Raw genomic sequence first — 19,569 nt, 5'->3', positions numbered from 1 at the left:
ACCGGTAATCGGACAGCGGATACCGGAAAGCCGCCAAGATGGTCAGGCGCCGTGGTCCTGGAGGCCGGCCTGGTAGCGCCCCGGCGTCTGGCCGACGACGGCGGTGAACGCCTCGATGAAGGTCGACGGGTTGGACCAGCCGCACACGATCGCGGTGTCGGTGACGGACCGGCCGTCGGTGAGGTGCACCAGCGCGTGGTGGATGCGCAGGATGGTGCGCCAGCGGTGGAACCCCATGCCGAGGTCGGTGTGGAACAGGCGACTGAGGGTGCGTTCGCTCGCCCCCGCGGCGCGCCCCAGCTCCGCCAGCGTCGCGGCCTGGCCCGGATCGGCGCGCAGGAGGTCGGTGACGACGCGCAGCCGGTCGTCGCGCGGCTCGGGCAGGTGCAAGGACCGCTCGGGGGCCTCGCCGAGTTCGTCGACCACCACACCGCGCAACCGCTTCTCGGCCTCAGGACCTCGCCTGCTCCGGCCGGTCAGCGCCAGGAGGACTTCCCGCAGCAGCGGGCTCACCGCGAACACGCTCGGGTAGGCCACGAGGTCGCCGCACTCGCCGGCCGGGATGACGACGAGCCGGGCGTCGGTCCGGCCGTAGAAGCGGTGGGAGTGCTCGAATCCCGGCGGTGTCCACGTCACCCGGCTGGCCGGCGCCACCCACGTCCCGCGCTCGGTGGTGGTGGCCAGCGCGCCGGCGGCCGCGTACACCAGCTGCCCGTCGGGGTGGGAGTGCGGCTCGAGGTGGTAGCCGTGCGGGAGCCAGCCGCCGCCACGCGGGGTCGGCGAGCCGGGCTTCGGGACGGACTGGCGGGTTTCCGGCATCGGGGGTCGGTTTACCGGCGGTACCACGACTGCGCCTTCAGCCACGTCAGGTAGTCGTCGAAGATCGCCGCCGTCCCGCCCGGCGCCGCCCGCCTCTCGAGGAATTCGTCCAGCAGGGCGAAGAGCAAGTCGACCGCGTGCTGCCGCCCCTCCCCCGCCGCCTCTTCGCGCCACCCCGCGGTGCGGCCGGGAAAGGCCAGGTGCAGCACCAGCGACGTCCACGTCAGGCTGTCGCCGGTGCCCACCCGCGGCACGAGCGACTCGGTGAAGCCGGTGAGCAGCTGCCCGTCGTTGCCCGCGTCCGCACCCAGGAGGAACGTGCAGTAGTCGTGATAACCACCGTCCAGTCCGTACAGGCCGGGGCGCCGGTGGATCTCGGCGAACAGCTTCCGGTAGTCCACAGTGGATGGTCCTCGTCCTCGGTCAGCGGGCCGCCGTCAGGGTAGCCGGGCCGCAGGGCGCGTGGGCGGCCTGCCGCGGCTGGTCGTGAGTGTTCAGGGCGGTTAGAACCGCCCTGAACACTCACGAGAGCCGCGGCAGACTGTGGAGGCGGGGTTCGCCCACAGCACCGCGGGCGCAGAGACGCCGGCCGGCGGCTGGCGGCTGGCGGACTGCTGGCTGGGCGGCAGTGGGCTGGGCCGGGCCGGGCCGGGCGGCGCTGGGCGGCGCTGGGCGGCGCTGGGCGGCGCTGGGCGGCGCTGGGCTGGGCTGGGCGGCGCTGGGCGGCGCTGGGCTGGGCGGCGCTGGGCGGCGCTGGGCGGCGCTGGGCGGCGCTGGGCTGGGCTGGGCGGCGCTGGGCGGCGCTGGGCGGCGCTGGGCGGCGCTGGGCGGCGCTGGGCGGCGCTGGGCGAAATCGTCGAACAATGCCGACGCGACTCCGGCACCCTGCCCGCAGGTCACATTTCGAACTCGCCTGTCCCGCACGCCACGAACGGGAATCGCGCCATTTTCTTCGTCGGCGCGATTCCGCGGATCATCTGGGGTCGAGTTCGTCCGTCAGGGCCGCGTCGACCTTCGCCGCGGCCCGGCGCAGTGCCCGGCCGGCCACGGCCAGCAGGGCCACCGCGGCCAGCGTCGCGACCAGCACCCAGGCGCTTCCGTCGTCATCGGCCGGGATCACCGCGAACGTGACCAGGGCCAGCAGCAGCCAGCGATTCCGATCGCTCGCCCGAATCCGCGAGCGGTGGGACGCGCGATCGCGTGCGATCGAGAACACCTGCCCAGGAACACCCATGGTCTCTCGGCCTCCCGTCGGTGATCCGACATCCCTCGCGGATGTCACGGATCGAAATAGCTTGACCCTCGAACAGTCGATCTTCCCGACAAAAGAGTTACAGGTTTTCCCGACGCTGACTCCACGCAATCATAGATCCACTCGAACGAGTGAATCGTTGAATACGCAATCAACTCCGTTATTCTCTCAAGGTCAAAAACTATTTCACTTTCCGCGGGGAGTCATGCGCCCTCGCGCCCGGCCTCCTCGTCCTCGGGCGGCGCGAGGCCCCGGTCGAGCGGGTGGGTCGAGGTGACCTCGGGCGGCACCGAGGGCGGGGCGAGCCCACGGTCCAAGGTCCGCTCGCCGGTCTCGTTCTCGTCGGGCACGGGCACGCGCCCGTGGTCTTCGTGTTCGTTCGTCATGGCCGCGGGGTACCCGGATTCCGCCACGTTATCCGGCGACCACCCCGCGGACCTGCGACGATCACGCGTCGAAGCGGAGGTACACCGTCCGGTGGTAGTCGCCGGTGGCCGCGTTCGGGCGGCTCTCCGGGCCCAGAGAGGCGACGCCGTGGAACTTGTTGCCGATCGGGGTGATGCCGTCGAGGAACGAGACGCCGCCGGCCGGGTAGGTGACCACCGCGTTCTGCGGGTCGGGTCCCACCGCCGGGGTGAACAGCCGCAGGAACAGGCCCTCCTCCGCGGCGACCATCGTGACCGCGCCTTCGGTGGTGTCCAGCACGGCCCAGCACGTCCGGGCGTGGTAACCCTTGAACTCCGGGTAGGCGAACCCGCTCGCCCCGGTCGCGGTGTCGTTGTACGGCTTGCTCCACACGTCCGGCTGCACACCCCGCAGCCGGTTCTTGTAGACGCGGTAGGGCCCGTCGCCGAGCCAGGTGAGGCCCCGGACGTTTGCCTCCGGGTAGTCGAAATTCACGCCGAGGTGGTCGTGGTCGCCGGTGGCGCGGTAGCGGTACTCCAGCGCCAGCCAGCCGTTGGCGTCCAGGCGCCAGCGCACGGACGTCAGATCTCCGCTGTAGTCGCACTGCACGACCCAGCCGGTGCCGTCGCGGAAGTGGCTGAACGCCGTGAGCGTGGCCGTCCCGCCGGCCGGGGCGGGTCCGTTGGCCAGGGAGACCGGCGAGCCGCCGCGGCGCACGCCGAGCAGCCGGCCGCTCGCCTTGCCGATGGTGATCCGGGTGGCGCCGGCGATGAGCGTCACGTCGCCGGTGGTCTCCGCCGCGATGACACTGCCCGTGGTCGCCGGCCGCACCAGTCGCGCCGCGAAGTCCGGTGCCTTGCGGACGCGCCACGTCCAGCCGGCGACGTCCCGGCCGGTCGAATCGGTCACGCTCAGCCGCAGCGCGTCGGCGGTGGTCCAGTCGGCGGGCAGGCCGAGCGTCACCGCGCCGGTGGCGCCCGGGGCGACGTCCGGGGCCACGGCCTGACCTTGGGCGAGCACCTGGTGACCGGGGCCCGCGCCGGGTGCGGGGAACGCGAGCAGCTGCCAGCCGAACCGGCACGTCCGGAGGTTCGTGAAGTCGTACCGGTTGACGAGCTTCACCGTCTTGTCGAACGACGCCGGGAAAACCGAGTCGTAGTACGCCGGGCTGGCCAGCTGGACCGGCGACCAAATGTCCTTGATCGTGAAGAAGCTGGCTTCCTTCTCGCGGTACGGGCCGAGGATCCCGTCGGGGGCCCGGCTGCCGTTGGTGTCGAGGGCGCCGCCGCGGTCGTCGCGCGCGACGCTTTCGTCGACGAGCGCCCAGATGAACCCGCCCGCCGAGCGCTGGGCGCCGCCCATGAGCTTCCAGTAGTCGTTCAGGCCGGCCCCGGCGCCGCCGTCGTAGAGCCCGTGCAGGAACTCGGTCGGCATGAAGATCGTGGTGCCGGCGGCCTTGCTCGCGGTGCTGCTGTAGGTCTGGTAGTGGCTGGTGTCGACGCCGCCGAACGTCGTCCACGGGTGCAGCACCGCCCGCCGCTGCGGGTCGTACTGGCCGAAGTCGTCGTCCAGCGCGGTGTTCCAGCCACCCTCGTTCCCGTTGTCCCAGAACAGGATCGACGGGTGGTTGACGTCGCGCCGCACCAGGGCCGCGACCAGCGGGGCGCCGACGCCTTCGTCGTAGTGGTGCTGCCAGCCGGTCAGCTCGTCCAGGACGTAGAGCCCGAGCTCGTCGCAGAGGTCGAGGAAAAAACCGTCCGGCGGGTAGTGCGACATCCGCACGGCGTTCATGTTCATGTCCTTCATCAGCCCGATGTCCAGCCGGGCGAGGCGAGGACTCGAAGCGCGGCCGGACGTCGGCCAGAAGGTGTGCCGGTTCGCTCCTTTGAGGACGATCCGCTTCCCGTTGACGTAAACGCCGTCGCCGGCCCGGACCTCGATCGTGCGGAAGCCGAACCGCTCGGCCGTGCTGTGCCACGGCACGCCGCCGGCGTTCGCGAGGGTCAGCTCGACCTGGTACAGGTTCGGCGTTTCGGCCGTCCACAGGGACGGTCGCGCCGCGGTGGTGGTCAGGGTGGCGCCGCTGGCCCCGCTCGCCACGGCGACCGAGAACGCCCCGCCGACGGCCGTGCCGTCGAGCGCGCGCAGCTGCGCGCTCACCCGGGCCGCCGCGGTCACGCCGGCGAGCGTGACCTGGGCGGTGAAGGTCCCGTCCGCGCGGGCGTCGAGCGCGACGCGGTCGATCCGGGCGGCCGGGTGGGCCTCCAGCGACACCGGCCGGAAGAGCCCGCCGAAGTTCCAGAAGTCGCCGCGGCGCTCGGCGTCGTTCACCGAGTTGTCGGCCGATTCCTTGCTGACGGTCGCTTCGAGCAGGTTCGGCTCGCCGAGCCGCAGCAGGGCCGTCACGTCGTAGCGGAAGCGGTAGAAGCCGCCCTGGTGCACCGGTCCGGCCGAGACGCCGTTGACCCGCACGTCGGCGTCGGTCATGGCGGCCTCGAACACCAGGAAGATCCGGCGCCCGGCCCAGGACGCCGGGGGCGTGAACGAGTGCCGGTAGTTGCCCTTCTCCGCCGGGACGAGATCACCGCCGTAGTGGTAGCTGCCGAAACCGTGGCACTCCCAGCTGGACGGCGTCGGGATCGTCGCCCATTCCCCCGCGCGCCGGCCGGCCGTGACCTGGAAGTCCCAGTCGACGGTGTGGTCGGCGTCGCCGCCGGTGAGCAGCATCGTCTCGGTCACCGGACCGGCTTGGGCCGCCGAAGCGGCTCCCGGCGTCGGCCATCCCGCGGCGGCCACACCGGCCGCGCTGATCGCCAGCGCCTGGCGACGAGTGAGTTCCACCAGGCCTCCAAGGTCCGATCTGATATATGACACACCGTACAACGGCACTCATCGACCGAGTGGACAAGCAGCCGGACAAGTCTTGACGTCCGGACCCGGGCCCACGACAGTTGTGCGGCCCTCCGCCCTCCCGGCGGTGCCCGGCCGATCCACCGTGAAAGGTAGGAGAATGTTCTCCTCGAACATCCGCCGGCGGCTGCGCCTCGGTGCCCTGACCGTGGTGATCGCCGCCGCCGCGCTGGTCGCGCCCACCGCCACCACCGCGACCGCGGCCACCGGCTCGACCGTGGTCGGCGTCGCCTCCGGGCGGTGCCTGGACGTCGTCGGCAACAGCACCGCGGCGAAGACGCGCGTCAACATCTACGACTGCAACGGGCAGGCCAACCAGGCGTGGACGTTCACGGCGGCGGGCGAGCTGCGGGTGTACGACGGCGCGATGTGCCTCGACGTCGCCGGCGCGAGCACCACGTCGCCGGCCGACGCGCAGATCTACACCTGCAACGGCGGCGCCAACCAGAAGTGGCGGATCAACGCCGACGGTTCCATCAGCGGCGTGCAGTCGGGCCTCTGCCTGGACGTCAGCGCGGCGGGCACCGCGAACAGCACCCTCGTCGGGTTGTGGACCTGCAACAACGGGGGCAACCAGAAGTGGCGGACCACGCTGGCCGCCGACACCCAGCCGCCGGGCGTGCCGGGCAACCCGCGGGTGAGCGACCTGGTCTGCGACGCCGTGACGTTCGCGTGGAACGCCTCCACCGACAACGTGGGCGTCGCGTTCTACGACGTCTACCACGACGGCCAGCTGATGAAGTCGGTGAGCGGGAGCACCCTGTCGACGAGCCTCACCGTGGTCGGCGGCGTGACCTGGGGCCTGTACGTCAACGCGCGGGACGCCGCGGGCAACGTCTCGCAGGCCAGCGCCACCGTGCCGATCACGCCGCCGCAGTGCCAGCCCGACAGCCAGGCGCCGACCGCGCCCACGAAGCTGACCGGCAGCGCGGCCGGCACGACGGTGACCTTGAACTGGACCGCGGCCACCGACAACATCGGCGTCCGGGCCTACGACGTCTACCGCGGCGGCGCCAAGGTCGGCGCGGTCACCGGGGCCGCCACCACGCCGCCCGCGACGACCTTCGTCGACAGCGGGCTGGCGGCGAACACGAGCTACCCGTACTACGTCGTCGCGCGCGACGCCCAGGCGAACGTGTCGGCGCCCAGCGCCACCACGACCGTCACCACCGGCGCGGCCTGCGGCGCCTCCGTGTGCGCGGTGACGCAGATCGCCACCGACACCGACATCCCGTGGGGCCTGGTGACGCTGCCGGACGGCACGATCCTCTACACCCGGCGCGACGCCCACGACCTCGTCCATCTGAACCCCGCCACCGGCGCGAAGACGACCGTGGGCACGGTCCCCGGCGTCGACAACACCGACGGTGAAGGCGGCCTGCTCGGCCTCGCCGTCTCGTCCGCGTTCTCCAGTGACCACTGGCTCTACATCATGCACACCTCGCCGTCCGACAACCGGATCGTGCGGATCAAGCTGGAGAACGACAAACTCACCACCAGCACCGAACAGGTCCTGCTCAGCGGGTTGCTGCGCAACAAGTTCCACAACGGCGGCCGGCTGCGCTTCGGGCCCGACGGCAAGCTCTACGCCAGCACCGGCGACGCCCAGAACGGCGACAACGCGCAGAACAAGGCGAGCCTCAACGGCAAGGTCCTGCGGCTCGACCCGGACGGCAGCGTGCCGTCGGACAACCCCTTCGGCAACGCCGTGTGGAGCTACGGCCACCGCAACCCGCAGGGCCTGGCGTTCGACTCCCAGGGCCGGTTGTGGGAGCAGGAGTTCGGCAACGCGGTGATGGACGAGACCAACCTGATCACCAAGGGTGGCAACTACGGCTGGCCGGCGTGCGAGGGCACCTCCGGGACCTGCGGCACCGCCGGCTACATCGCGCCGAAGCGGACGTACCCGACGGCGGACGGCTCCTGCTCCGGCATTGCCATCGTCCGCGATGTGCTCTACGTCGCCTGCGAACGCGGCACCCGGATGTACCGCGAGGTGATCAGCGGGAGCGACCTGACCGACGTCCAGGCCTACTTCAACGGCACCTACGGGCGGTTGCGCACGGTGGAGCCGGCGCCCGACGGCGGCCTGTGGCTGACGACGACGAACAACGGCGACAAGGACAGTATTCCCGACAACAGCAATGAGAAGATCTTCCACGTCGTTTTGGGTGAATAGCCCACCGGCAACTCTTTCGCAGTGGCAACTATCCCGGCTAGCCTGCTGATCGACCACCGAGAAAAGGAGCCTCGTGACTTCAGCAGGCCATGCGCCGGACCTTCTGTCTCCGGAGTTCGCCGCCGATCCGTACACCGCCTACGACGTCATGCTCGAGCATTCGCCGGTGATCTGGCACGAAGGAATGCGGAGTTACGTCATTTCGCGCTACGAGGACGTGTCCCGCGCCTTCAAGGAGGGTGTGTTCACGACCGAGAACTACGGCTGGCAGCTGGAACCCGTGCACGGCCGGACGATCCTGCAGATGAGCGGCCGGGAGCACTCGATCCGCCGTGCCCTGGTCGCGCCGGCGTTCCGGGGCAACGAGCTGGAGCAGAAGTTCCGCCCGGTGATCGAACGCAACTCCGCACAGCTCATCGACACCTTCCGCGGCCGCGGCTCGGCCGACATCGTCACGGACTACGCGCGGCACTTCCCGATCAACGTCATCGTCGACATGCTGGGCCTGGACCAGAGCGACCACGCGCGGTTCCAGCGCTGGTACGGCGCGATCATCGCGTTCCTCGGCAACCTCAGCCAGGACGAGGCGGTCGCCGCGGCCGGGCTCGAGACCCACGACGAGCTCGCCGCGTACCTGATCCCGGTCATCCGGGACCGCCGCGAAAACCCCGGTGACGACCTGCTTTCGGCGCTGTGCGCCACCGAAGTCGACGGCACCACGATGAGCGACGAGGACATCAAGGCGTTCTGCAGCCTGCTGCTCGCCGCCGGCGGCGAGACCACGGACAAGGCGATCGCCAGCCTGTTCCGGAACCTGCTGGACAACCCGGACCAGCTCGACGCCGTGCGCGCGGACCGAAGCCTGATCCCGAAGGCGTTCGCCGAAACCCTGCGGCACACCCCGCCGGTGCACATGATCATGCGCCAGCCCGCGGAAGACGTCGAAATCGGCGGCGAGCGGATTCCCGCCGGCAGCACGGTGACGTGCCTGATCGGTGCCGCCAACCGCGACCCGCGCCGCTTCGCGAACCCGGGCGCGTTCGACATCTTCCGCACCGACCTCCCGACCGAGACAGCGTTTTCCGCGGCGGCGAGCCACTTGTCGTTCGCACTGGGCCGGCACTTCTGCGTCGGCGCGCTGCTGGCGAAGACCGAGATCGAGGTCGGCGTCAACCAGCTGCTCGACGCCATGCCGGACCTGCGTCTCGCGGAAGGCGCGGTGACGGCCGAAAAGGGCGTGTTCACCCGAGGCCCGGCGTCGCTGCCGGTGACGTTCACCGCGTCGTAGGCCCCGAAGCGCGCCCCCGGACCCGCCGTTACCCGACCCCGTGGTCCGTGAAGGCCTCCTTGAGGGACTCTGAGTCCCTCAAGGAGGCCTTCACGGACTTGCGAGTGGGAGCGCCTGCGGTCACCAGGCTCCGGACGCGGCGACGTGGACCGGGGTGAAGACCACCGGCAGGCTCTCCAGTCCCCGCATCCACACCGACGGCCGCCAGACCAGTTCTTCCACCGGGATCGCGAGTTCGACGTCCGGGAGGCGGTCCAGCAGGACTTCGACGGTGGTGCGGGCGATGACCTCGGCCACCTCCGGGGCCGGGTACGGACAACCGTGCTCGCCGTGGCCGAAGGACATGTGCGCGTGGTTGCCCAGGGCACCCTCCGCCGCGTCCGGGCGGGCGTGCGGGTCGGCGTTGCCCGCCGCCAGACCGAGCACCACCAGGTCACCCTGGCGGACGCGGACGCCGCTCAACACGGTGTCGCGCGTGGCGAAACGGCCGATGAAGTTCTGCGTGGGAGTGTCGTGCCACAGGACCTCGTTGAGGGCCTGGCCGACGCTCCCCCTGCCGCCCGAGAGCGTCATCGCGAACCGGCTGTCGGTCAGCATCAGGCGGATGGTGTTGCCGATCCAGTTCGCCGTCGGCTGCTGCGCCGCGGCCGTCACCACCAGCAGGTCCTGGACGACCTCGTCGTCGGTCAGGTTCGCCGGGTCCTGCATCATCGCCGTGGGCACGTCCGCGCCCGGCTGCTGGTGCTTCACCGCCACCAGCCGCGCCATCGCCTCCTGCACCCGCCCGTACGCGGGCAGCGCCTCGGGGCCCACGTCCAGCGACAGCGCGACGTCCCGCACCAGCGCGGGGGCCTCCGAGTCGGGCATGCCGTACATCTTCGCGAGCGCGAGCAACGGCGCCTGCTGCGCGAAACCGGCGATCAGGTCGGCTTCGCCACTGCCGGCGAATTCGTCGATGAGCCGGTCCGCGATGCGCTCGCAGTGCGCGCTCAGGTCGAACTGGTCGACGGCGGACAGCGCGTCGCCGATCGCGCCCGCGCGCCGCCGGTGTTCCGCGGCCTCGGTGAACATCACCGACGGGTTGTGCATCACGTACGGCAGCAGCGGCCAGTCTTCGGGGACGTTGCCCCACTGGTTCCACCGGCGGCTGTCGCGGGCGAACAGCTGCGAGTCCTGGCACACCTGGTGGATCTCGCGGTAGCCGGTCAGCAGCCAGGCCGGGATGTCGCCGTCGAGCAGGACCGGGACGACACCGCCGTACTGCCGCCGGATCCGGGCGTAGAGCGCGGCGGGATCCCGCTGGAACTCGGGTCCGTACAACCGGATCCGGTCCGCGGCGGGGATCGTCTCCGCCGGGGTGCTGGTCTGGAAACCGGTCACGATGCGCCCTCCCGGACTTTGGACAGGGTGTAGAGGTGGTCGACGAGCGAGATCAGCACCTGCTTGGACGAGTCGCGGTCGCGGGCGTCGCAGTCGACGATCGGCACCTCGCCGGGCAGGTCCAGCGCGGCGCGGACGTCGTCGAGGCTGTGCTTCGGCGGGCCGAAGTTGTTGCGCGCCACGATGAACGGCGTCCCGTGGTGCTCGAGCCGGTCGATCGCGTACCAGGAGTCGGCCAGCCGCCGGGCGTCCACCAGGACGACCGCGCCGAGGGTGCCGGCGAAGAGGCTGTCCCAGAGGAACCAGAACCGTTCCTGCCCGGGGGCGCCGAACAGGTAGAGGATCAGCTGTTCGTCGAGGCTGATCCGGCCGAAGTCGAACGCCACCGTGGTGGTCGTCTTGGCCTGCACCCCCCGGGTGCTGTCGACGCCGATCCCGGCCTGGGTCATGGTTTCTTCGGTGCTGAGCGGCCGGATCTCGCTGACCGACCGGACCATGGTCGTCTTCCCGACGCCGAAGCCGCCGACGATGACGATCTTCAGGCCGTCGGTCGCGGTGTCGGCCAGGGGCAGCCGTTCGTCTTGTTCAGAGATTACGGAGTCCAACGAGCACCTTCTTGAGGAATTCCGAGTCGGAGGTCCGTCCCGCGGCCTGGGCCGACGACGGGTGTCGGGCGGAAACCTTGCCCGTGGCCAGCAGGTCCGCGAGCAGAATCTTGGTCACACTCACCGGAAGCGCCAGGTAGGACGACAGCTCCACGACCGACGTCGGCTTCGCGGCGATCTCGAGGATCCGGACGTGCTCGGACTGCATGCCCGCCGACGGCTCCGACTCCCGGACGATCAGCGTGACGAGATCGAGGTCGATGTCGTCCGCGCTGCTGCGCCCGCCCGTGACCGTGTAGAGCCGGTCCGGGTCTTCCCCGTCGAGCGCCGAGCGCGTCACGAAGCCGGGTGGTCAGCCGCCGTGAAGCGTGGCGGGGCGGTGAAGACCGAGCCGATCTGTTCCACCAGCTCGTCCATGTTGTGGCCGATCAGGCCCACGTCGGCGTCCTCCGTGGCGATCACGGCCAGGTGCGAGCCGACACCGGCCTCCACGATGAAGAGGATCCCGCCGTGGAACTCGGTCATCGAGTTCCGCACACCGCCGGTGCCGTCACCGAATTCGACCGACGCGCCGTGCGCCAGCGCCTGGACGCCGGCGGCGATCGCGGCCAGCTGGTCGGCGCGGTCGACGGTGAGCCCCTGGGTGTGGCACAGCTTCAGGCCGTCCCGGGACAGCACGAGGGCGTGGCACGCGCCGGCGGTGTTGCCGACGAGGTTTTCGAGGAGCCATTCGAGGCTCTTGTCCGAGTCAGTCATCGAATCCGGGGACCGGCCTGGCGGGTCCCCTCGCTCCAATCTGGCGGGGTGCGGATGTGCGGGCGGAGCGGCGGGTCACGCGTCGTCGCCGGGGTCCGCCGGGGAGGCGGAGTGGCGCGACGACGTAGCGCCGTTGCCGCTGCGCCGCTGCTGGAAGGCGCCGAACCGGGAACCGGTGTCCCGCTCGGCGCGGGTCGTGCTCGGCGTGGGCGACGGCGGCCGGCGCGACGCGGCGGTGAGCGTCTGCCCCCGCGAACGCTTCGGCAGCTCGGACGGCTCGGTCAGGTCGCCGGCGATCTCGTGGCTCGTGTCGGGCCCGGGCCACGCGACGGCGGCGGCCGCGACCGGCTCTTCCGCTTCCGGCGGCGCTTCCGGCCGGGGCTGCGTGATCAGCTGGGTCGGGATGCGCATGACGACTCCGATCCCGCCGCGCGAAGAAGGCCGGAAGAAGACGTGCAGCTGGTGCTTGCGCGCCAGGCAGCCGACCACCGCGAGCCCGAGCCGCGTCCCCGACATCGAGGTCAGGTCGAGCGGCTGGTCGAGGGACACCGCGCGCTCGGCGCGGACGAGGGCCTGCGCCTTCATCCCGAGGCCGCCGTCCTCGATGGTGATGACCGCGCCGTTGTGCAGATCTTCCACATAGACGTGCACTTCTTCGGACGGCGCCGAGAACTTCGTGGCGTTGTCCATGAGTTCGGCGAGCGCGTGCATGACGTCTTCGGCGGCGTACCCGACGACGGCCACCCCGCTCGCGGAATGCACCCGGACCCGCTGGTAGGCGCCGATCCGGCCGAGCGCGCCGCGCAGGATGCTCTCCATCCGGATCGGTTTCGTCCAGCGGCGGCCCGAGCGTGCGCCGGTGAGCACCGCGATGCTGTCGGCCAGCCGGCCCGCCTGCGCGGTGCTGTGGTCCACCCTCAGGAGATCCCCGAGCATCGCGTCGGACGACCGGTTTTCCATTTCCCGCAAGTCACCGAGCGTGCTGGTCGACAGCGCCTGCAGCCGGCCCGCGGCGTTCGCGCAGGCGGCCGTCGCGGCCGCGCGCCGGCGTTCCCCGACGGCGATTTCGTCGACCAGCAGCCGCAGGACGCGCTGGTGAAGTTCGTCCTCGGGGCGCCCGACTTCGGCGAGCACGCTGTCCGCGGGGGCACCCCCGCGCAGCCGCCGGACCGCGTCGGGCACCGTCCGGTCGAGCAGCCGGGCCAGTTCGGCGTCACTGAACCGGACGAATTCCCGGGCCCGCCGGGCCTCGTCGAGCGCGGCCTCCGTCTGCCCGGTCGCGTGCGCGACCTGATCGGCGCGGCGCAGCGCGAAGAACACCGCGACACACGCGACGATCCCGGTCAGCCCGCCCGCGATGGCGACGACAATCCCCTGACCACCGGAAACCGACAGGGATATCCACGTCCAGATCGCCGCCACGACGACCGCGGTGACCACTACCCCGATTACGGCCCGGCCGACTGACTCGCGTTCTTCCCGATGCTGTGCGGGCGGTCGTTCCGACATCGCTCCACTTCCTCGAGTCCGATTGGTGCTCGAACAGTACTCGGTTCGCCGACCGAGATCACGGGTCGGTTTCGGTGCGCCTGCAACGGCGAAGACAGTAACGCCGGCACCAGCGGCCGGGCAGCGCGGGTCCGGTTTTCCGGCGACCGCCTGCCCTTACTCGCATTCGGCCCAATCCGCAAGGCTGGAAGCAGCCGAATTCACTCCGGCGACTTCTCGGCGACCACTCCGGGAAAGGGCGTGTCGGCGCCATGTCGGCGTCGTGTCGGCGGGTCCGCGCAGGCTCGGAGGCAATTCCTCCCGCGAACCCCTTAGGAGCACCAATGCCCACTCCGGTCACGATTGTCGGCGCCGGCCTAGGCGGCCTCACCTTGGCCCGCGTCCTGTACCTGCACGGTATTCCGGCCACGGTCCACGAAGCCGAGGCGTCGCCGGCGGCGCGCGCCCAAGGCGGCATGCTCGACATCCACGACCACAACGGCCGGCCCGCCCTCGCGGCGGCCGGCCTGATCGACGAATTCCGCGCCATTGTCCTGCCGGGTCGCGAAGCCCTGCGCGTCGTCGAGACGGACGGGACCGTGTTGTACGACAAGGCCGACGACGGCACCGGTGGCAGTCCCGAGGCACAGCGCGCGGCACTGCGGAAGATGCTGCTCGACTCGCTCCCCGCCGGCACCGTCCGGTGGGGCCACCGGGTCGCCGAAGTGCGCGCCCTCGGCGAGGGCCGGCACGAAATCACCTTCGCCGACGGCACCACCACCGAGACCGGGCTGCTCGTCGGCGCGGACGGCGCGTGGTCCCGGGTCCGGCCGCTGCTCACCGACGTCACACCCGAGTACGCCGGGAACGCGTCGATCGAGACCTTCCTGTTCGACGCCGGCACCCGGCACCCCACCGTCGCGAAGGCCGTCGGCGACGGGGCGTTGATGGTGTTCGACAAGGCCGCGAGCGGGAAGGTTTTCCTCGTGCACCGGGAAAGCGACGGGAACCTGCACGCCTACCTGTGGCTGGCCCGGCCGCTGGACTGGTTCGGCGACATCGACTTCGCCGATCCCGCCGCGGCGACCGCGCGCCTCGCGCGCGAGGTCGACGGCTGGGCTCCCGAGCTGAGCGCGCTGATCACCGCCAGCGACACCGCCCCGGTCCACCGCCGCCACTACACGCTGCCGGTCGCGCACCGCTGGGACCGCGTGCCCGGCGTGACGCTGCTCGGCGACGCCGCCCACCTGCAGCCCCCGAACGGCGAAGGTGCCAACCTGGCCTTGCAGGACGGCGCCGAACTCGGCGCGGCCATCGCGGCGCACCCCGGCGACGTCGAAGCCGCGCTCACCGAGTACGAGCGGGCGATGTTCCCCCGCAGCGCCGCGTCCGCGGCCCGAGGCGTCGCCGACAACGCGATCCTGCTGGGCGACAACGCGGCCCTGAACCTGATCTCCCTCGCCGACCGGTTCGGCGAATAGTCGCCGGGAGCCCGCGCGCGGCGGGTGGGTGATGATGGTCGCGTGCGGATCACGACGCTCGGCCCCCTCGCGGTGGACGGCCGCCCGGTGCGGGGCGACCGGCTGGCTGCGGTGCTCCGGGAGCTGCTCGACGCCCGGGGGCGCCCGGTCTCCACCGTCGCTCTGGTCGACGCCGTCTGGCAGGGCGCGCCGCCCGAGGACGCCGCGGGCGCGGTGCAGGCCCTGGTCGGCCGGGTGCGCCGGCTCGGCGTGCCGGTCCGCACCGCCGCGGGCGGCTACCGGATCCCGGCCGGTGAGGTCCGGGTCGACGCCGTCACGGCCCGCGGGCTGGTCGACCGTGGCCGGCGGGCCCTGGCCGACGGTGACGCGGGAACCGCGCGGGACTGCGCCGACGAGGCGCGGGCGCTGTTCCCGGAAATCCCGGAGCCGACCGGCGACCGGCTCTTCGGCGACGTCGTCACCCTGCGGGCGGAGGCGGCCTTGGCCGGCGGCGGTCCGCTCGACGAGGCGGATCTGCGCCGGCTGGCCACCCGGGTCCCGCCCGACGAGCCGGCCGCCGCGCTGCTCGTGCGGGTCCTCGCGGCCCAGGGACGCGACGCCGAAGCCTTCGAAGTGGTCGAACGGGTGCGCGCCGAGCTCGTCGAGCGGTACGGCGCCGACCCGTCCCCCGTGCTCGCCGAGGCGCACTTGGCCTTGCTGCGCGGGCAGCTGGCCCTCGCGCGACCGAACGCCGGCACGCTTCCCGCCGCGTGGCGCCGGGCGCTGACACCGCTGGTGGGCCGCGAGCCGGATCTCGCCGCCGTCGGCAAGGCGCTGCTGGCGGCTCCGCTGGTGACCCTCGTCGCGACCGGCGGGGCGGGCAAGACCCGGCTGGCCGCCGAGATCGCCCGCTCCGCCGGGCAGGTGCGCGTGGTCGAGCTGGCCGGCCTGCGCTCGCCGGCCGAGGTGCTGCCCGCCGTGCTCGCGGTCCTGGGTGGCCCGGACACCGGCCTGGACACCCCGGCCCCGGATCGTCGCGCGCCGAGCCCGACGGAACGGTTGCGGGCCATCGGTTCCGGGCTCGACGGGCTGCTCGTGCTCGACAACTGCGAACACGTCCTCGACGCCGCGGCGGCCGTCGTGGCCGAGCTGCTGGCCGTGGCGCCCGAGGTCGGTGTGCTCGCCACCAGCCGGGCGCCGCTGGGCCTGGTCGGCGAGGTCGTCCACCGGCTGCCCGCGCTGCCCGACGACGAGGCGCTCGCCCTGCTCGAAGCGCGCGTCCGGGCCGGGGGCACGGCACCGGCGTGGCCGCGGGACCGGGCGCTGGCCCTCGCGCACCGGCTCGACAACCTGCCGCTCGCGCTCGAACTCGCCGCCGCCCGGCTGCGGTCCATGCCGCTCGAGGACGTCCTGGCCGGGCTCGGCGACCGGTTCGCGCTGCTCGACCACGCGCTGCGCGGGCTGCCCGAACGGCACGCCGGTCTCCGGTCGATGGTCGAGTGGAGCCGCGACCTGCTGGAGCCCGGCGAACGGGACCTGCTGGAACGGCTGGCCGTCATCCCCGCGCCGTTCACCGCGGACCTCGCCGCCGCCGTCGCGGGCACCGACGTCCGCCGGGGTCTGGCGATCCTGGTCGAGCAGTCGCTGCTGCGGCTCGAAGAGGGCGTCCACTACCGGATGCTGGAGACGGTCCGCGAACACGGCGAGGCCCGTCTCGACGCGGCCGGGCGCGAGACGGCCATGGCCGGGCTGGCCGGCTGGGCCGTGCGGCGGGCGGTCTCGCTGGCTCCCGGCTTCATCGGTCCCGCCCAGATCGAAACGCTGGACGCCTGCGCGGCCGACCAGGACAACCTGGTCGCCGCTCTGCGGTGGGCGTGGGACCACGACGACGAACCGGCCGCGGTCGACGTCGCCACCGCCCTGTTCCAGCTGTGGACGGTGCGTGGCCGGCACCTCGAGGCCAGTGCCTGGGCGCGCACGCTGCTGCACCTCGACGACCCGGCCGCCCGGTCGCGTTCGGCGCTCACCCGCGGCCGGGCCAGTGGCCGTCCCCTGCCGCACGCGGACCGGCTCGGGTGGCTGTGCGTGCTGATCGGCGTCAACGCGGGGAACACCGGCCCTCCGCGCCTCACCGTGCTGGCCCGCCGGGCCCTGCGCACCCTGCTCGCGGAGCGACCCGGCGACGTCTCACCGCGCACCGCCGCGCTGGCGGCGGCGATGCCCGGGCTGGAGCAGGCCGTCCCCGACCGGAGCCTGGCCGACGCCGCGACGCTGATCGCCCACCCCGACCCGTACGTCCAGGGGATGGGTCACTTCATCCGGGCCGTCCTGGTCGAGGACGCCGGCACCCGGCGGTCCGCCGACGCCGAGCTGGCCTACCGCCGGTTCGAGGCGATCGGCGACCACTGGGGGATGGGGATGGCCGCCCACGCCGCCGGGCACGCGTCGGGGACCGACGAGTGGCTGCGCCGCAGCGAGCGGCACCTGGCGCTGGTCGGCGCGGCCCAGGATGCCCGGTCGACCCGGGTGCTGCTCGACACGCACCTGGCCCTGGCCGGCGACGCCGAGGCCGAGCGCCGGCTGCGGGAGACCGCCGCCTCGGCCCGCTCCGACGAGACGGACGTCTCCCAGGCCCACCTCGGCCTGGCCCGGCTGGCCTGGCGACGCGAGCGCCCCGACGAGGCCCTGGCCCACGCGGACGCGCTGCTGCGGGCCGGCCCGCAGACCGTCTTCCGGATCGCGGTGGCCGTCCTGCACCTGTGGCTCGGCGCCGGCCCCCGGGCCACCGACACGCTGCGGCAGGTCCGCACCGAGGTGCTGACCGCCCACGACCGCCCGCTGCTGGGCGCGTGGGCGATGGGCGGCGCCGAGCTGGCCGCCTTCCGGGGTGAAGTGCCGACCGCGCGCGAGCTGTGGGCGATGGGGACCCGGGTGGGGGCGAACGCGAGCCAGTTCGCCCCGCAAGGCCGCGGCGAGCGCCTCGCGGCGGCCTTGGGTGACCGGGAAAGCCGCGAGTTGCTGCTCGCCGAGGCCGGCGGGCTGGCGGGGACCGCGCTTCACGACCGCATCAGGACGTTGATGGACGAGCTGCTCGCGTAGTGCCCGGCCCGTCCGGTCCTACCGCTCCGGGTCCCACTCCACGAGCTGGTCGAAGAGCCCCCGGTTGCCGTCGAATTCGAGGGAGTCCAGCGGAATACGGCCGTAGAAGGCGAGAACCAGCTCGTGAGCCGTGCCACGGGCGGACGCATCGGACGCGTCGGCGGCGGGGGTCGTCAGGCGGGCCGCCCGGGCGCCGTCGGCGGTGAGCCAGTTGCGCCAGGAGCGCCCCTCGGACGCGTGGTAGTCGACGACCGCGGGCTCGTGCGGCCAGGCGACCGTCGTCGTGCAAAAGGTGGACAGGAACTCTTCGGCGCCGTCGAGTGCCACCGCGGCCGGCAGTGGCTGCGGCGCTCCCGCGGTGACCTGGGCGTCGTAGGTGTGCACCGCGATCTCGTGGAGCTGGCGCCGGGCGACGCCACCGCAGGTGAGCGGCGACTGCGTCTTGTCCCACCACGCCCAGCACCCGCGATCCGGGCCGGCCTCCCGCAATGCGTCCAGCAGTTCCCGCGTCCCCGCGGCCGACCAGGCCAGCAGGGCCTCCCGCTCCCGGGGCGGGGCCGAGGTGTCCCGCGGTGCGGCCTTGGCCGTGGCGTCCGGCCCAGCGGCGATGGTGGCCGCCCACGCGCGGCGTCCCTCGCCCAGGTGACGCACCAGGTCGAACAGCGTCCACTCGGGGCAGGTCGGCACCTGCGCGTCGAGATCGGGCGCGGCGGCGACCGCGGCGCGGAAAGCCGCCGAGCGTTCGTCGATCAGGCCCAGCAGGTCGGGGAAGTCCAGCGTGGTGTGCACTGCGGTGGTCTACCACCGTGCCGCGGCAACCGGCCAGCGATTTTCACGGCCGCGCCAGGGACCCGGTCCTCAGAAAAGGGACTGCTGCGCCGGTTCCTCCTCCGGCTGCCCACGCCGGCCGTTGAGGGCGAACTTGTCCTCGATCGCCGCGTCCGGTTCCGGGAAGCCGTACTTCGCGATCAGCGGCCGGATCCGCGCGCCGATCTCGTGGCGGTACGACGTCTCCGAACCGGACGAATACAGCTTGGTGTACACCGGAACCAGTTCGGGATGCGCCCCACGCAGCCACGTGAAGAACACCTCCTTCACCGCCGAAGACAGGTAAAGCGGGTGGTACAGCACGCTCGTCGCGCCCGCTTCGGACACCGCGGCCACCAGTTCTTCCAGCTGTGCGGGCGAATCCGTGAGGTGCGGGAGGATCGGCGAAAGGAACACCGTGCACTCGAGGCCCGCGTCGCGGATGGCGCGGACCGTGGCCAGGCGCGCGGTCGTCGTCGCGGTGCCGAACTCCACCGACTGCTGCAGCTCTTCGTCCAGGATGGAGAGGGACACGCCGAGGTGCACGGTCGCCGCGCGGCTGGCCTTGACCAGGTTTTCCAGGTCGCGGCGGATCATCGTGCCCTTGGTCAGGATCGAGAACGGGACGCGGTGACCGGCCAGCGCGTCGATGATGCCGGGCATCAGCGCGTAGCGGCCTTCGGCGCGCTGGTAGACGTCGGTGTTGGTGCCGAAAGCCACGCGTGGCGGGAGTTTCCGCTTGCGGGCCAGCTCGCCCCGCAGGACTTCGACGATGTTCGTCTTGACGATGATCTCGTTGTCGAAGTCGCCGGCGACGTCCAGTCCGAGCCGGGTGTGCGTGGGACGCGCGAAGCAGTACTGGCACGCGTGCGTGCAGCCGCGGTACGGGTTGATCGTGTACTCGCCGGGCAGCATGCGCGCGTCCGCGGGCACGTGGTTCAACGCGCTTTTCGCGAGCACTTCGTGGAACGTCACGCCGCGGAACTCGGGGGTCCGGACACTGCGCACGAACCCGGTCAGCCGGGCCAGGCCCGGCAGCGTCCCCGCGTCGACGCGGTCGGTGCGCTGGCCGCTCCAGCGCATCGGATCTTCGTTCACCGTCTCGGGTCTCCTCCTGCCGG

16 protein-coding genes are annotated in these 19,569 nt (G+C 72.2%); 4 read left to right on the top strand and 12 right to left on the bottom strand.

The window, feature by feature from the left end:
• Positions 1-42: 42 nt before the first annotated feature.
• The 5 genes from OHS18_RS47810 to OHS18_RS47790 form a co-directional block, all read right to left on the bottom strand.
• Entirely contained in the window at positions 43-819 is a 777-nt protein-coding gene (locus tag OHS18_RS47810; RefSeq protein WP_328457683.1) for a helix-turn-helix domain-containing protein, read from the bottom strand.
• 11 nt (positions 820-830) lie between these two features.
• Positions 831-1,220, bottom strand: coding sequence for a hypothetical protein (locus OHS18_RS47805; protein ID WP_328457685.1), 390 nt, complete (start codon positions 1,218-1,220; stop codon positions 831-833).
• 572 nt (positions 1,221-1,792) lie between these two features.
• Entirely contained in the window at positions 1,793-2,053 is a 261-nt protein-coding gene (locus OHS18_RS47800; RefSeq protein ID WP_328615306.1) for a hypothetical protein, read from the bottom strand.
• Between the two features lie 221 nt (positions 2,054-2,274).
• The gene (locus OHS18_RS47795) at positions 2,275-2,457 is read right to left on the bottom strand and encodes a hypothetical protein (protein WP_328615305.1); all 183 of its coding nucleotides are present in this window, start codon (positions 2,455-2,457) and stop codon (positions 2,275-2,277) included.
• Positions 2,458-2,518: 61 nt separating this feature from the next.
• Positions 2,519-5,317: a glycoside hydrolase family 2 protein gene (locus OHS18_RS47790; RefSeq protein ID WP_328615304.1), complete on the bottom strand. Its 2,799-nt coding sequence runs from the start codon at positions 5,315-5,317 to the stop codon at positions 2,519-2,521.
• A 169-nt stretch (positions 5,318-5,486) separates the two neighbouring features.
• Here OHS18_RS47790 and OHS18_RS47785 point away from each other — a divergent pair, with 169 nt between their 5' ends.
• Positions 5,487-7,565 carry a PQQ-dependent sugar dehydrogenase gene (locus tag OHS18_RS47785; protein ID WP_328615303.1) on the top strand — a complete coding sequence of 693 codons (2,079 nt, stop codon included), beginning with the start codon at positions 5,487-5,489 and terminating at the stop codon, positions 7,563-7,565.
• Between the two features lie 73 nt (positions 7,566-7,638).
• A complete protein-coding gene (locus tag OHS18_RS47780) occupies positions 7,639-8,853 on the top strand; it encodes a cytochrome P450 (protein ID WP_328615302.1) in 1,215 nt (404 codons plus the stop codon).
• Positions 8,854-8,973: 120 nt separating this feature from the next.
• Here OHS18_RS47780 and OHS18_RS47775 read toward each other — a convergent pair whose 3' ends face one another.
• From OHS18_RS47775 to OHS18_RS47755, 5 genes are all read right to left on the bottom strand, one after another.
• Positions 8,974-10,233: a cytochrome P450 gene (locus OHS18_RS47775; protein WP_328457696.1), complete on the bottom strand. Its 1,260-nt coding sequence runs from the start codon at positions 10,231-10,233 to the stop codon at positions 8,974-8,976.
• Complete coding sequence (locus OHS18_RS47770; RefSeq protein WP_442875325.1) at positions 10,230-10,838, bottom strand: GTP-binding protein; 609 nt, start codon at positions 10,836-10,838, stop codon at positions 10,230-10,232. Before OHS18_RS47770 ends, OHS18_RS47775 begins: the two co-directional genes overlap by 4 nt.
• Positions 10,819-11,178: a DUF742 domain-containing protein gene (locus tag OHS18_RS47765; RefSeq protein WP_328457698.1), complete on the bottom strand. Its 360-nt coding sequence runs from the start codon at positions 11,176-11,178 to the stop codon at positions 10,819-10,821. The genes OHS18_RS47770 and OHS18_RS47765 overlap by 20 nt, the downstream gene beginning before the upstream one ends.
• Positions 11,175-11,594, bottom strand: coding sequence for a roadblock/LC7 domain-containing protein (locus tag OHS18_RS47760; RefSeq protein WP_247049526.1), 420 nt, complete (start codon positions 11,592-11,594; stop codon positions 11,175-11,177). The genes OHS18_RS47765 and OHS18_RS47760 overlap by 4 nt, the downstream gene beginning before the upstream one ends.
• A 75-nt stretch (positions 11,595-11,669) precedes the next feature.
• A complete protein-coding gene (locus OHS18_RS47755) occupies positions 11,670-12,914 on the bottom strand; it encodes a sensor histidine kinase (RefSeq protein WP_328615301.1) in 1,245 nt (414 codons plus the stop codon).
• A gap of 512 nt (positions 12,915-13,426) precedes the next feature.
• On the opposite strand from OHS18_RS47755, the gene OHS18_RS47750 reads away from it, so the two are divergent.
• Complete coding sequence (locus OHS18_RS47750) at positions 13,427-14,563, top strand: FAD-dependent oxidoreductase (protein ID WP_328615300.1); 1,137 nt, start codon at positions 13,427-13,429, stop codon at positions 14,561-14,563.
• Between the two features lie 42 nt (positions 14,564-14,605).
• Positions 14,606-17,641 (top strand): BTAD domain-containing putative transcriptional regulator, encoded by a 3,036-nt coding sequence (locus tag OHS18_RS47745; protein WP_328615299.1) that lies wholly within the window; start codon positions 14,606-14,608, stop codon positions 17,639-17,641.
• An 18-nt stretch (positions 17,642-17,659) separates the two neighbouring features.
• On the opposite strand, the gene OHS18_RS47740 is transcribed toward OHS18_RS47745, so the two are convergent.
• The gene (locus OHS18_RS47740; protein WP_328615298.1) at positions 17,660-18,430 is read right to left on the bottom strand and encodes a maleylpyruvate isomerase family mycothiol-dependent enzyme; all 771 of its coding nucleotides are present in this window, start codon (positions 18,428-18,430) and stop codon (positions 17,660-17,662) included.
• 69 nt (positions 18,431-18,499) lie between these two features.
• Positions 18,500-19,546: a radical SAM protein gene (locus tag OHS18_RS47735; protein WP_328615297.1), complete on the bottom strand. Its 1,047-nt coding sequence runs from the start codon at positions 19,544-19,546 to the stop codon at positions 18,500-18,502.
• Positions 19,547-19,569 lie beyond the last annotated feature (23 nt).

This window comes from Amycolatopsis sp. NBC_00355 (assembly GCF_036104975.1).
Taxonomy (GTDB): domain Bacteria; phylum Actinomycetota; class Actinomycetes; order Mycobacteriales; family Pseudonocardiaceae; genus Amycolatopsis.
The sequence above is the reverse complement of the archived record's forward strand: the minus strand, read 5'-3'. Positions and strand labels throughout refer to the sequence as shown.

Coding starts and splice junctions, on each gene's coding strand:
- OHS18_RS47810 (WP_328457683.1), bottom strand. CDS start 819: ATGCCGGAAACCCGCCAGTCCGTCCCGAAGCCCGGCTCGCCGACCCCG.
- OHS18_RS47800 (WP_328615306.1), bottom strand. CDS start 2,053: ATGGGTGTTCCTGGGCAGGTGTTCTCGATCGCACGCGATCGCGCGTCC.
- OHS18_RS47795 (WP_328615305.1), bottom strand. CDS start 2,457: ATGACGAACGAACACGAAGACCACGGGCGCGTGCCCGTGCCCGACGAG.
- OHS18_RS47785 (WP_328615303.1), top strand. CDS start 5,487: ATGTTCTCCTCGAACATCCGCCGGCGGCTGCGCCTCGGTGCCCTGACC.
- OHS18_RS47760 (WP_247049526.1), bottom strand. CDS start 11,594: ATGACTGACTCGGACAAGAGCCTCGAATGGCTCCTCGAAAACCTCGTC.
- OHS18_RS47750 (WP_328615300.1), top strand. CDS start 13,427: ATGCCCACTCCGGTCACGATTGTCGGCGCCGGCCTAGGCGGCCTCACC.